Genomic DNA, 12714 nt, shown 5'->3' with positions numbered 1-12714 from the left:
TGAGACTTTGAGAAAGGAATATATTGCAATTATTATAATAAAATGAAAAGTAATTATTATTTTAAATTTGAGGATTTACATGTTTACCAAAAAGCCATAGTGTTTGGGGAATTAGTAAATAAACAAATTGAAATGTTTCCGAAACATGAAGTTTATAAATTATCTTCTCAATTTATTAGAGCTGCGGATTCAATAGCTTTTAATATAGCTGAAGGTTCTGGTAGTACGGATGCTAATTTAATAGATATCTAAAGATGGCTTGGGATAGTTCTCACGAATGTGTAGCTGCATCTACTAAAGCAAGATTGCGAGGTTATATAACTTTTGAGGAGGATGAAGAAAACAGAAAAATGGTTACCGAAATTTCAAAAATGATATCAGCTTTAAGGAGACATTTAAATAATAAATAATGGTTTTAAAATATAATTTGTTTACTAACCACTCATCTCTCACCAAAATTGTACTATGATTAAAGGCCACCTCATACCTAAAAAGATGTTATCCCAAGATGCCTATAGCCAATGGCTAGGTATCGAAATTCTAGAATGTGAAATTGGACGTTGTAAAGTGGGTATGACTATTAGAAAAGATATGCTTAACAGTATGAATAAAGCGCATGGCGGAATCAGTTATTCGTTAGCGGATACTGCTTTTGGTTTTTCAGCAAACACGCATGGAAAATATGCCGTGTCAATTGAAACGAGTATTAATCATATTGAAGCTTTAAACGAAGGAGATTATATTGTAGCAGAATCCGTTATAGAGAGTGTTAAAAACAAACTAGGCTTTAATATAATTGAGGTCAAACGAGGTGAAGAATTGGTCGCGCTTTTTAAAGGTGTAGTATATCGCACCAATAAAAATTGGGAGTAAAAATAATAAACAGAAAATAACACTAAAACTAAAACCATATGAAATGGAAAGGTAGAAGACAAAGCGGAAATGTTGAAGACCGCAGAGGTATGGGTTCCAAAGGGAAACTAGTAGCTGGCGGTGGTATTGTAGCCGTTGTAGTAATTCTTTTACAACTTTTTGGAGGAGAAACCGGACAGCAAATTGCGCCTATTTTAGAGCAAATTAATCAAGGTGGTTCAACACAACAAGTGGAACAAAGAGCATTAACTGCTCAAGAAAAAGAAGTCGGAAGTTTTGTTGCAACCGTTTTAGCAGATACGGAAGATGTTTGGAATCAGATTTTCAGAGAAAATAATCTTGGCAATTATCAAGAACCTACCATGGTATTATTTACAGACGCAGTAACGAGCGGTTGTGGAAATGCCAGTTCAGCATCTGGACCTTTTTATTGTCCAGCGGATCAAAAATTATATATGGATCTCGTGTTTTTTGATGAGCTAAAAACACGTTTTGGAGCCAAAGGTGGCGACTTTGCTATAGCTTACGTTACCGCTCATGAAATTGGACACCATATTCAAACCATACTCGGAACCTCAAAAAAGGTGAGACAGTTACAACAACAAACAAATAAAACGGAAGCCAATAAATTATCCGTTGCCCAAGAATTACAAGCCGATTTTTATGCCGGCGTTTGGGCGCATCACAATAAAAAATATTTAGAAGAAGGCGATATCGAAGAAGCGTTAAGCGCAGCCAATGCGGTTGGAGATGATGCTATTCAACGAAGAGTCCGAGGCGATGTTACACCAGATTCCTTTACACATGGAACTTCAGAACAACGTATGTTCTGGTTTATGAAAGGATTTAAAACAGGCGACATCAAACAAGGCGATACCTTTTCCGTAATTTTAAATTAGAAAGAAAATCAACATGAAACAAGCATATATAATAGACGGCATCAGAACGCCAATTGGAAGTTATCAAGGAACATTATCAGCCGTCCGAACAGACGATTTAGCCGCAATAGTTATTGCAGAGCTCGTAAAACGAAATCCAAACATTCCCAAAGAAGCCTATGACGATGTTATTCTTGGCTGTGCCAATCAAGCCGGTGAAGATAATCGTAATGTTGCTAGAATGGCCTCTCTTTTAGCGGGTCTTCCCGTTACAGTTCCCGGCGAAACAGTTAACAGATTATGTAGCTCCGGATTATCAGCAATTATTCATGCCAATAGAGCTATTAAAGCAAGCGATGGCGATTTATTTATTTCGGGAGGTGTTGAAAACATGACGCGTGGACCCTACGTTATTGCAAAACCATCAAAAGGATTTGGAACCGATGCCAAAATGTACGATTCTAGTTTTGGCTGGCGTTTCATTAATCCTAAAATGCAAAAAATGTTTGGCACCGATGGTATGGGACAAACGGCTGAAAATCTCGTGGAAAAATATAATATTTCGCGCAAAGACCAAGATAAGTTTGCTTATTGGAGTCAAATGAAAGCCGCAAAAGCGCAAGAAAACGGCCGACTAGCAAAAGAAATTGTTACGGTTGAAATTCCACAACGTAAAAAAGACCCGGTTCAATTTTCAAAGGATGAATTTGTAAAACCAAATACATCATTAGAAATTTTAGGTAAATTACGAGGTGCTTTCAAAACTGAAGGTGGAAGCGTTACTGCAGGAAATTCATCGGGTTTAAATGATGGAGCAGCAGCCACTATTATTGCGTCTGAAGATGCGGTTAAAAAATACAATTTAAAACCATTAGCACGCATCGTGAGTTCGGCGGTGGTGGGAGTCGAACCAAGAATTATGGGCATCGGACCCGTTGAGGCCTCCAATAAAGCATTAAAAAAGGCCGGTTTAACCATGGCAGATATGGATGTTATAGAACTCAATGAGGCTTTTGCAGCACAAGCCTTGGCATGTACACGCGCTTGGGGATTAGCAGATAACGATCCACGATTAAATCCAAATGGTGGTGCCATCGCCATCGGTCATCCACTGGGTGTAACAGGAACAAGAACCGCGTATTCTGCGGCTTTAGAGCTCAAGGAAACAGGTAAAAAGTATGCTTTAGTAACCATGTGCATTGGCGTTGGTCAGGGATATGCAGCGGTTATTGAGAATGTGAATTTATAGTTTTCGGGCGTTCCCACAAGGGTCGGGCTTTCGGCAGTCGCGCTTTTCAAGGCGCTCCAACATAGCCTCAATCCCTAACGCGGGCGCAGGTAGATTAAAAAAAAATAACGTCACTTGATGTGATTCCTATGCAATGGGAATTATAGCAATAAGACATAAATCAGTTTCCCATTTTAAAGGGAACGATAAATAAAATTATCGATGAAAAAAACACAAAATTACGTCACAGGACAATGGATAGAAGGTAAAGGCGACGGTGTCCCTATGTTTGATGCTATTACCGGAGAAGTGGTGGCATTATCAGACACACAAGGATTAGATTTTGGCGAAATTCTTCAATATGGACGAACCAAAGGTGGCGAGAAACTTCGAAAAATGACCTTTCAAGAGCGTGGTAATATGCTTAAAAGTTTGGCACTATATCTTACAAAGCGTAAAAATCAATTTTACGAGTTAAGTTACCGAACTGGTGCAACTAAAATAGATAGTTGGATTGATATTGAAGGTGGTTTTGGAAACTTATTCGCCAATGCCTCGTTGCGGAAATTATTTCCAAATCAATCCTATCACGTAGAAGGCGATCCAATCGATTTATCACGAGGTGGTCGTTTTATGGCACATCATATTATGGTGCCAAAACGCGGTGTGGCTGTTCATATTAATGCTTTTAACTTTCCAGTTTGGGGTATGTTAGAAAAATGTGCAACCAACTGGATGGCTGGAGTTCCAGCCGTCGTGAAACCGGCAACAAACACGTCTTTTTTAACGGAGGCTGTGGTGCGGGAAATTATTGCATCTAACATATTGCCGGAAGGTGCGCTTCAACTTATTTCGGGATCAGCACGGACAATTTTAGATACGGTCGAGTCGCAAGATGTGGTTACCTTTACAGGATCGGCAACAACGGGAAGACTTCTAAAATCTCATAAACGTATTTTAGAGGAATCGGTACCTTTCAATATGGAAGCCGATTCATTAAATGCCTCCGTTTTAGGAGAAGATGCCTTGCCAGGTACACCGGAATTCGACTTATTCATCAAAGAAGTCCGCAATGAAATGACCGTAAAATGTGGTCAAAAATGTACCGCTATTCGTCGTATCATTGTTCCACAAAATTTAGTAGAAGATGTTCAAATGGCGCTAGGAAATGCCCTTGATAAAATTACCATTGGCGATCCACGATTAAAAGAAGTCAGAATGGGAGCCTTGGTTAGTAAAGATCAAGTTACTGAAGTTAGAGAACGCGTGCAAGAATTGGCTAAAACAGCTAGTATTGTGTATGGCGATTTAGAAAAAATAAAAACGATTGGAGCCGACGCTAAAAAAGGTGCGTTTTTAGCACCTATAGTACTTCGTGAGGATAATCCATTTACCAATTTAGCGGTTCATGAAACAGAAGCTTTTGGTCCAGTTAGTACCATTATGCCCTATAAAAATTTGGATGACGCTATTACGCTTGCTCAAATGGGTAAAGGTTCGTTAGTATCGTCTATAGCGACTTATGATAATAAGATTGCAAAAGACTATGTCATAAACGCGGCCAGTCATCATGGGCGTATTTTAGTTATCAATCGCGATATGGCAAAAGAAAGTACAGGTCATGGTTCGCCATTACCAAATTTGGTCCATGGAGGTCCAGGTCGCGCTGGAGGAGGCGAAGAAATGGGCGGTATGCGAGGTATTAAACATTACTTGCAACGTACGGCTATCCAAGGTTCACCTACAACCTTAACAGAAATTACTGGAATCTATCAGCAGAATGCCGAGTATAAAGAAGCCGATCAGCACCCATTTAAATACCATTGGGAAGACATTCAACCGGGTATGTCGCTTAAAACGCACAAACGTACGTTTACAGATACCGATATCATCAACTTTGCAAACCTAACATGGGATCATTTCTATGCGCATACAGATATCACATCATTGGACGGAAGTATTTTTGAAAAACGTACGGCTCACGGGTATTTAATTATTGCGGCTGCAGCGGGACTATTTGTTTACCCAAATAAAGGGCCTGTAGCAGCCAATTATGGTTTAGAAGAATGCCGTTTCCTGCGTCCATTATATCATAATGATACCATTTATGCCCGATTAACCTGTCAACAAAAAGTAGATCGAGATGTCGCTTCAGCAGAACATCCTTCGGGAATCGTTAAATGGTATGTGGAGGTCTTTGATGCCTTAACCGATGAAAAAGTGGCTTTTGCAACTGTTTTAACTATGGTTCAGAAAAAGCAAGAAACCTTTATTGAGATGACTTCAGAAAAAATTGATGCCTGTCTTAATAAACTATCAGCGGATACGAAACCTAAATGGGGTGTTATGACACCACAACACATGTTAGAGCATTTAGAGTTTACCTATAAAATTGCAGCAGGAGAAATTCAAGATTTTGATATTGCAACGCCAGAAAAAATTCTAGAAAAGGTACATGCTAGTCTTTATAATTATGAGAAGTTTCCTAAAGGAACAAATTTCCCCCTTTTGGAAAAAGATATATTAGAGCCTTTAAAATATCCAGATTTGGCGAAGGCTATTGAGAAATTTAAAGAGCAACGTGAAAAATATCTCGAATTTTTTAAAGAAAATCCTGATGCAAAATTGAAAAATTTGGTCTTTGGAGAATTGAATAGATACGAGTCCTATCTTTTAGAAAGAAAACATTTGAATCATCACTTTGAACAATTTGGACTAATATAAATTAAAATGAAAGCAGTCATTTAGAGCCAAGCGAAGAATCTCAACATGAGATCGCCACGTCCTTCGTCCTCGCAATGACAATAAAATAAAAAAACATGTCAAAACCATACGTAAAACAAAACATAGTAAACGAAGTAGCCTACATAGAGTTTTTTCATCCAGCACACAATTCCTTGCCAGGTAATGTTTTGGCTGAATTAGCCCAGACAATTACAGATGCAGGTAATAACAAGGATGTTAAGGTTATTGTATTAAAAAGTGGCGGCGATAGAACTTTTTGTGCTGGCGCCAGCTTTGAAGAGCTTATTAATATTGATGATGCAGCCACAGGAAAAGTTTTCTTTTCAGGATTTGCCAATGTTATAAACGCCATGCGTAAATGTCCAAAATTCATAATTGGTCGAATTCAAGGAAAAACAGTAGGAGGTGGTGTAGGATTAGCAGCGGCAACCGATTATTGTATGGCAACAAAATTTGCGGCTATTAAGTTGAGTGAATTAAATATTGGTATCGGGCCATTTGTTGTAGGACCTGCAATTGAACGTAAAATTGGATTAAGCGCGATGTCGCAAATAGCTATTGATGCCAATTCGTTTTATCCAGCAGAATGGGCGCAACAAAAAGGCTTATTTACGCAAGTTTATGAAAGTACGGAAGCTTTAGATGAAGCTGTAAAAGCAACAGCCGAACATTTATGCACTTACAATCCAGAAGCCATGGTAGAAATGAAAAAAGTATTCTGGAGCGGAACTGATAATTGGGATGCACTTTTAGCGGAACGCGCAGCAACAAGTGGTCGGTTGGTTTTGAGTGAATTTACAAAGGAAAAGTTGAAAACTTATAAATAAAATCCCATCGTAATCTTCCCAAAGGGAAGGAGCAGATGACGCTAGAAAAAATGAGTAAAAACACCATATTGAAAACACAACAGTTTTTCCCCTTTGTGGAAATTAAAAGGGGCTTATTATGATATACAAATTCAAAGGTTATACACCAGTGGTTCACGAATCCAGTTTCGTGCACCCACTAGCTGCCGTAACTGGAAATGTTATCATTGGAAAAAACTGTTACATTGGACCTGGCGCTGCCATTCGTGGTGATTGGGGACAAATTATTTTGGAAGATGGCGTAAATGTTCAAGAAAACTGTACTGTTCATATGTTTCCAGGTAAATCCATCACCTTAAAAGAAAGTGCTCATGTGGGGCACGGTGCCATCATTCATGGTGCTAATTTGGGGCGTAATTGCTTAATAGGTATGAATGCTGTTATTATGGACGATGCCGAAATTGGAGATGAAAGTATCGTAGGAGCTATGGCATTCGTTAGAGCGGAAACTAAAATTCCAAACCGGAGTTTAGTGGTTGGAAATCCAGCAAAAGTGATTAAAGCCGTATCAGATGACATGATTGCTTGGAAAACTAAAGGCACTCAATTGTATCAACAATTACCAGCCGACTGTCATGAAAGTTTAGAAGAGGTAGAGGCACTTCGCGAAGTACCTGAAAACATGAAAGTTCAAGAAGATGTGTATAAAACACTACGCGATTTTATGAAGAAATAATTGGGCGTTACCACAAGGGTCGCGCTTTCACTACTCGCTTCACGACAAAAAGGTCGCGAGAGCTCAAACAAACCGTTCAATCGCTAACGCTGGTTGAATAAATTAAAATTAGAACAAATAATGTCCAAGTTTGATTTAAAAATGCCCAAAATGGGCGAAAGTATAACAGAAGGAACCATCATCAACTGGTTAATAAACATTGGCGACACCTTTGAAGAAGGCGATATTATTCTAGAAGTCGCCACAGATAAAGTGGACAATGAGGTACCAGCACCTGCATCTGGAACTTTGGTAGAAACGCTGTTTCAAGCCAAAGATGTTGTTCCGGTAGGAGCGGTTATTGCCATTTTAGAGGTTTCAGAAGAACGAAATGTAAAACCAAAAGCCGATTCTGTCAGTCAGAGCGCTAGCCAAGACGCCCAAAAGCAGAAAAAAGATAATAAACCAAAACCAATTCCATCGGTTTCAGCTCCAGCAGCATTTTCAAATACAAACGCAAATACATTTTTTTCCCCTTTAGTTATTAAAATAGCTAAAGAACAACATATTAGTTTTGAGGAACTAGCCAGAATTCCTGCAACCGGTCATCAAGGCAGATTGCGCAAAAGTGATGTGTTTAATTATATAGAAGACGGTCGTCCGTATCAATTTTCGCAAGCCGTAGCACAAGATCCTACGGCTTATAGAATTCCCCAATTGACCTTTGATAAAGGCAAAGGGAAAGTCATTGAAATGGACAGAATGCGCCAAATGATAGCTGATCATATGGTGTATTCAAAGCATACCGCACCACACGTTACCGCTTATGTAGAGGCTGATATGACGAATATGGTTAACTGGCGAAATGCGAATAAAAAAGCCTTTCAGGAAAAATATGGTGAGCGCTTAACATTCACACCTTTGTTTGTGGAAGCGGTTGCTAAAGCTGTTAAGGATTATCCAAATATCAATGCTTCTGTAGATGGCAATAACATTATTGTCAAAGAAAATATTAATATCGGAATGGCAACGGCCTTGCCGAGTGGGAATTTAATTGTTCCTGTCGTAAAAAATGCGGATTCTAAAGATTTAAAAACTATTGCGGAAAACGTAAATGAATTAGCTATTAAAGCTAGAGAAAATAAATTAGGCGGTGATGATATAAAAGGAAGTACGTTTACTATTTCCAACGTTGGAACTTTTGGTAGTGTTATGGGAACCCCAATTATAAACCAACCTGAAGTTGCTATTTTAGCATTAGGAATTATTAAAAAACGCGCCGAAGTCATTGAAACAGAAAAAGGTGATGAAATTGCTATTCGTAGTATGATGTATTTGTCGTTGTCATTTGACCATCGTGTGGTTGATGGCTTTTTAGGCGGTAGTTTTGTGCGTCGTGTTGCCGATTATTTTGAGCAATTTGATGTGGATAGAAAAATTTAATAATTAAAAAGATCTTAAACGTTTTAAAAAATGTTGAGGTGTTTAGTAATATTTCGCGTTAGGGATTGAAGCGGCATCCTTTTTTGTTTTTCGCAAAAAAGATATAGCGAAAAGCCCGACCCTTTCGGGTAACGCCCAAAAAAAAGTTAAATATGAGTATTTTAGACAAAGACATATTAAAAAAAGGATTCATAAATTTATGTACAGCCAAAGCCATGGCAGAACTGTATGAAGCTAATTTCAAGCAAGTATCAAAATATGTGCATGCAACCTCCCGAGGACATGAGGCCATTCAAACCGCAATAGGCATGCAGTTATTGCCGCAAGATTATGCATTCCCATACTATAGGGATGATGCCATGCTTTTGTCTTTTGGTCTGAAACCTTATGATTTAATGTTGCAATTACTAGCTAAAAAAGATGATCCATTTTCTGGGGGCCGCACCTATTATGCACATCCGAGTTTAAAGGATGCTGATAAGCCTAAAATCCCACATCAATCCTCTGCAACTGGTATGCAGGCTATTCCAGCAACAGGTGCTGCAATGGGTATGAAATATATAGAGCAACAAGGGTTAACAAATGCTAATGTTATTCAGAAGGCTAGTGAGGCATCTCAAAAAAATCCAATAACTGTTTGTTCATTAGGTGATGCATCTGTTACAGAAGGTGAAATTGCCGAAGCTTTCCAAATGGCAGGCTTAAAACAAATACCCATTTTGTTTTTAGTCCAAGATAATGGATGGGATATTTCTGCGAATGCGGCCGAAACAAGAGCGCAAAATGCGTTTGAATATGCCAAAGGATTTCACGGTTTAGAAGCCATTACTATTGATGGTGCTGATTTTACGGAAAGTTATGAAGCCTTGGAAACCGTTATTAAAACCATGCGAGCGGAGCGTCGCCCATTTTTAGTGCATGCCAAAGTACCATTGTTAAATCATCACACGTCAGGTGTTAGAATGGAGTGGTATCGGGATGATTTGGAAGAAGCCAAATCGCGTGATCCGTATCCCGTTTTAAAACAACAAATGTTAGATGGTGGTTTTTCTGAAGCGGATATCCAAGCTATTGAGGATACTGTTAAAGCAACCGTACAATCCGATTTTGAAAAAGCGCTTCTGGCAGAAGAACCAAAACCTGAAGATTTGTTTACAAATGATTTTGCTCCAATACCCATTACTGAAGAAGTAGGAGAACGTTCACCAAAAGGTGCAGATAAAGTGGTCATGGTAGATTGTGCCTTGTTTGCCGTTGAAGAATTAATGAAAAAACATAAGGAATGCCTGCTTTATGGTCAAGATGTTGGTGGTAGGTTAGGTGGAGTTTTTAGAGAAGCAGCAACGCTTGCTCAAAAATTTGGTGATGACCGCGTATTTAATACAGCCATTCAAGAAGCCTTTATTGTTGGCTCTACTGTAGGAATGAGCGCTGTTGGTTTAAAACCAATTGTAGAGGTTCAATTTGCCGATTATATTTGGCCTGGCCTAAACCAGTTATTTACAGAAGTTAGTAGAAGTTGCTATTTGAGTAACGGAAAATGGCCTGTAAGTATGATTTTACGTGTGCCAATTGGAGCTTATGGCAGTGGCGGCCCTTATCATTCATCTTCTGTTGAAAGTGTAATTACAAATATTCGTGGTATTAAAATAGCCTATCCAAGTAATGGTGCCGACTTAAAAGGTTTGATGAAGGCGGCTTATTATGATCCAAATCCAGTTGTAATTTTAGAGCATAAAGGCTTGTATTGGTCTAAAGTACCAGGAACGCAAGGCGCAACATCGGTAGAGCCAAGTGAAGATTATGTGTTACCTTTTGGAAAAGCATGGATATTACAAGAAATTTGGAAACAAGAAAATATAGAAACGCTAACCATTGTTACGTATGGAATGGGTGTTCATTGGGCAATGAATGCGTCAGAAGAATTAGGAATGAAAGATCAAATAGAAGTAATTGATCTACGAACCTTATTTCCTTTGGATGAAGAAACCATTATGAAATCGGTTAAGAAAACAGGGAAATGTTTAGTGGTTACGGAAGAACCTAGCAACAATAGTTTTGCTAGAGCCTTGTCTGGAAAAATTCAAGAAGAATGTTTCAAGTTTTTGGATGCACCAGTTATGACCATTGGCAGTGAAAATATGCCGGCAATTCCCTTAAATTCGGTTCTAGAAGAAACGATGATTCCGTCAACCAAAAAAGTTAAGGTCAAGATAAATGAGTTATTAAATTATTGATTCGAGTTAAATTATGGTGGCGTTCATTATTAGATTTGAATAACACTAAAATTTAATATTATGAAAAAAGTAATTTTTATGTCATTTATGGCATTAGCAATGGTCGTATCAATAACATCTTGTCGAGAAGATAAAACACAGAAAGAAGAGTTAATTGAAGAAATGCAAGATAAAGATGCAGACATTAAGGTAAAAGATCGCGCTAATGACACCAAAATCAAAATGGAAACCGAAGATAAAAAGGTTAAAATTAAAGAAGGTGATGACGGCGATACGAAAATAAAAATTAAGGAAGACGATACCGATTCTTAATAGTACGAAATAATACGAATAGAAAAATCCAATATTAATTTAATATTGGATTTTTTTGTAAATAGCTTGTAAATAAAAAGAGCCTATCGTTTGATAGGCTCTTTTATAAAGTTTTAAAAGTATATAATTAGATAACTTTTACGTTAATCGCGTTTAATCCTTTTTTACCTTCTGTTAAATCGAATTCAACTTGGTCGCCTTCTCTTACTTCGTCGATTAAGCCAGAAATGTGCACGAAATGCTCTTTGTTGTTTCCTTCTTCTGTGATGAATCCAAATCCTTTAGAGTCATTAAAAAATTTTACTGTACCAGTACTCATAATAATAATTTATTTAATTAAGTGGCAAAGGTAGCTTAATAAATTGGTATCCAAAGCCTTTTTGCTGAATATTTTCAATTAATGCCTTTAGGTGCTTTTTAAGTTATACATGTGGTGGGTGAAATTTCAATTTATTGTATATAATATATTGATATATTTTGTATATTGAACCCTTATTAATCATGAAAAAAAAATTACTTATTATGAAAAAATACATTTCACTATTTAGTTTTATTGCATTGTTTTTTGTTGGGATGCAATTCTCTGCTGCTCAATCATCTGACAGGCAGCAAAGTGCTGAGGCTATTGCAAAACAGAAAACACACGATTTACACCAGTTAGTAACGTTAACAGGAGATCAACAAGGCGATGTTTTTAAGGTTTTAGTTGATGCGGAACAAAATATGGGAGAGCTTCGTAAGCGAGAAATATCTGATAAATTTAGACAGGAAGGTATGAAAACTCTTGATATGAGAGTAGAGGAAGGGCTAAAAAGAATTTTGACGCCAAGCCAATTTAAATTATACCAAAACTCTTTAGAAAGCAAAAAGTAAAAGCAATAACTATATTAAAAAAAAAGCGACTGTAAAGTCGCTTTTTTTATACCATTATTTTTTGACTTGTGGCGGATATACAGCCATGATTTTGGATACAAACTCATTAATGCGTTCTTCCTTTTGTTCCATTTTGGAACCATTTAAATAGCCAACGCCTTGGCCTTGCCACACAAGTTCTTTCTTTTTAGCATCAATTAAGTCTATATATAAAGACCCTTCTGTGGAAGTTGAAACGTTATTGTAATTCCCGTAGTAATAAGGATTCCATCCCCAACCCGCACCATAACCAGCATAATAGTTGTTATAGATATCTATTTTTTCACGAGATGAAGCTATAATACTAACAAGCAAATCAGGGTTCTCTGATTTCGTAAATCCTTTTGCTACTAATTCGTTTTCAATAGCACGTAGTATTCGGCGTTTATCTAAATCATTAATTTCAGCTTTATCAATTCCAGGTTTATAGAATGCAAACGTTTTATACGAGTCAAAATTCACCTGCTTGTCGTAATCTGCAACTACTTGTACAGAACTACAAGATGTTACTGTAGCCATAATTATCATGGCCAAAATGGATGTAATGATTGTTTTTTTCATGGTG

At 37.6% G+C, this 12714-nt stretch carries 13 protein-coding genes; 11 read left to right on the top strand and 2 right to left on the bottom strand.

Annotation, left to right across the window (positions count from 1 at the left end; all coding sequences use genetic code 11):
• Positions 1–42 precede the first annotated feature (42 nt).
• From GMA17_RS15500 to GMA17_RS09445, 10 genes are all read left to right on the top strand, one after another.
• Positions 43–252 carry a four helix bundle protein gene (locus GMA17_RS15500; protein WP_371922361.1) on the top strand — a complete coding sequence of 70 codons (210 nt, stop codon included), beginning with the start codon at positions 43–45 and terminating at the stop codon, positions 250–252.
• Positions 253–465: 213 nt separating this feature from the next.
• Entirely contained in the window at positions 466–873 is a 408-nt protein-coding gene (locus tag GMA17_RS09485) for a PaaI family thioesterase (protein WP_248395396.1), read from the top strand.
• A gap of 38 nt (positions 874–911) precedes the next feature.
• Positions 912–1772, top strand: a complete 861-nt coding sequence (locus GMA17_RS09480; protein WP_248395394.1) for a neutral zinc metallopeptidase — start codon at positions 912–914, stop codon at positions 1770–1772.
• 13 nt (positions 1773–1785) lie between these two features.
• Positions 1786–3000 carry a 3-oxoadipyl-CoA thiolase gene (gene pcaF / locus GMA17_RS09475; protein WP_248395392.1) on the top strand — a complete coding sequence of 405 codons (1215 nt, stop codon included), beginning with the start codon at positions 1786–1788 and terminating at the stop codon, positions 2998–3000.
• A 201-nt stretch (positions 3001–3201) separates the two neighbouring features.
• The gene (gene paaZ, locus GMA17_RS09470; protein WP_248395390.1) at positions 3202–5703 is read left to right on the top strand and encodes a phenylacetic acid degradation bifunctional protein PaaZ; all 2502 of its coding nucleotides are present in this window, start codon (positions 3202–3204) and stop codon (positions 5701–5703) included.
• Positions 5704–5798: 95 nt separating this feature from the next.
• On the top strand, positions 5799–6551 hold the full coding sequence (locus tag GMA17_RS09465) for an enoyl-CoA hydratase/isomerase family protein (protein WP_248395388.1): 753 nt from the start codon (positions 5799–5801) through the stop codon (positions 6549–6551).
• Positions 6552–6669: 118 nt separating this feature from the next.
• A complete protein-coding gene (locus tag GMA17_RS09460; RefSeq protein WP_248395386.1) occupies positions 6670–7266 on the top strand; it encodes a transferase hexapeptide repeat family protein in 597 nt (198 codons plus the stop codon).
• Between the two features lie 150 nt (positions 7267–7416).
• On the top strand, positions 7417–8688 hold the full coding sequence (locus GMA17_RS09455) for a dihydrolipoamide acetyltransferase family protein (RefSeq protein ID WP_371922360.1): 1272 nt from the start codon (positions 7417–7419) through the stop codon (positions 8686–8688).
• Positions 8689–8840: 152 nt separating this feature from the next.
• Positions 8841–10925: a thiamine pyrophosphate-dependent enzyme gene (locus tag GMA17_RS09450; RefSeq protein ID WP_248395382.1), complete on the top strand. Its 2085-nt coding sequence runs from the start codon at positions 8841–8843 to the stop codon at positions 10923–10925.
• A gap of 60 nt (positions 10926–10985) precedes the next feature.
• The gene (locus tag GMA17_RS09445) at positions 10986–11237 is read left to right on the top strand and encodes a hypothetical protein (protein WP_248395380.1); all 252 of its coding nucleotides are present in this window, start codon (positions 10986–10988) and stop codon (positions 11235–11237) included.
• A gap of 127 nt (positions 11238–11364) precedes the next feature.
• On the opposite strand, the gene GMA17_RS09440 is transcribed toward GMA17_RS09445, so the two are convergent.
• Positions 11365–11556 carry a cold-shock protein gene (locus GMA17_RS09440; RefSeq protein WP_007646460.1) on the bottom strand — a complete coding sequence of 64 codons (192 nt, stop codon included), beginning with the start codon at positions 11554–11556 and terminating at the stop codon, positions 11365–11367.
• A gap of 182 nt (positions 11557–11738) precedes the next feature.
• Between GMA17_RS09440 and GMA17_RS09435 the strand changes: the two genes are divergently transcribed.
• Positions 11739–12110 carry a hypothetical protein gene (locus tag GMA17_RS09435; protein WP_248395378.1) on the top strand — a complete coding sequence of 124 codons (372 nt, stop codon included), beginning with the start codon at positions 11739–11741 and terminating at the stop codon, positions 12108–12110.
• 54 nt (positions 12111–12164) lie between these two features.
• On the opposite strand, the gene GMA17_RS09430 is transcribed toward GMA17_RS09435, so the two are convergent.
• Entirely contained in the window at positions 12165–12710 is a 546-nt protein-coding gene (locus tag GMA17_RS09430) for a DUF4136 domain-containing protein (protein WP_248395376.1), read from the bottom strand.
• Positions 12711–12714: the final 4 nt, after the last annotated feature.

The organism is Bizionia sp. M204 (genome assembly GCF_023205095.1).
Taxonomy (GTDB): Bacteria; Bacteroidota; Bacteroidia; order Flavobacteriales; family Flavobacteriaceae; genus Algorimicrobium; species Algorimicrobium hallyeonense.
This window is presented reverse-complemented; position numbering and strand designations above follow the sequence as displayed.

Bases quoted from the DNA above. Each gene is read 5' to 3' on its own strand.
- GMA17_RS09460 (WP_248395386.1), top strand. From the start codon at position 6,670: ATGATATACAAATTCAAAGGTTATACACCAGTGGTTCACGAATCCAGT.
- GMA17_RS09455 (WP_371922360.1), top strand. From the start codon at position 7,417: ATGGGCGAAAGTATAACAGAAGGAACCATCATCAACTGGTTAATAAAC.
- paaZ (WP_248395390.1), top strand. From the start codon at position 3,202: ATGAAAAAAACACAAAATTACGTCACAGGACAATGGATAGAAGGTAAA.
- GMA17_RS09435 (WP_248395378.1), top strand. From the start codon at position 11,739: ATGAAAAAAAAATTACTTATTATGAAAAAATACATTTCACTATTTAGT.
- GMA17_RS15500 (WP_371922361.1), top strand. From the start codon at position 43: ATGAAAAGTAATTATTATTTTAAATTTGAGGATTTACATGTTTACCAA.
- GMA17_RS09445 (WP_248395380.1), top strand. From the start codon at position 10,986: ATGAAAAAAGTAATTTTTATGTCATTTATGGCATTAGCAATGGTCGTA.
- GMA17_RS09440 (WP_007646460.1), bottom strand. From the start codon at position 11,556: ATGAGTACTGGTACAGTAAAATTTTTTAATGACTCTAAAGGATTTGGA.
- pcaF (WP_248395392.1), top strand. From the start codon at position 1,786: ATGAAACAAGCATATATAATAGACGGCATCAGAACGCCAATTGGAAGT.
- GMA17_RS09430 (WP_248395376.1), bottom strand. From the start codon at position 12,710: ATGAAAAAAACAATCATTACATCCATTTTGGCCATGATAATTATGGCT.
- GMA17_RS09480 (WP_248395394.1), top strand. From the start codon at position 912: ATGAAATGGAAAGGTAGAAGACAAAGCGGAAATGTTGAAGACCGCAGA.
- GMA17_RS09465 (WP_248395388.1), top strand. From the start codon at position 5,799: ATGTCAAAACCATACGTAAAACAAAACATAGTAAACGAAGTAGCCTAC.
- GMA17_RS09485 (WP_248395396.1), top strand. From the start codon at position 466: ATGATTAAAGGCCACCTCATACCTAAAAAGATGTTATCCCAAGATGCC.
- GMA17_RS09450 (WP_248395382.1), top strand. From the start codon at position 8,841: ATGAGTATTTTAGACAAAGACATATTAAAAAAAGGATTCATAAATTTA.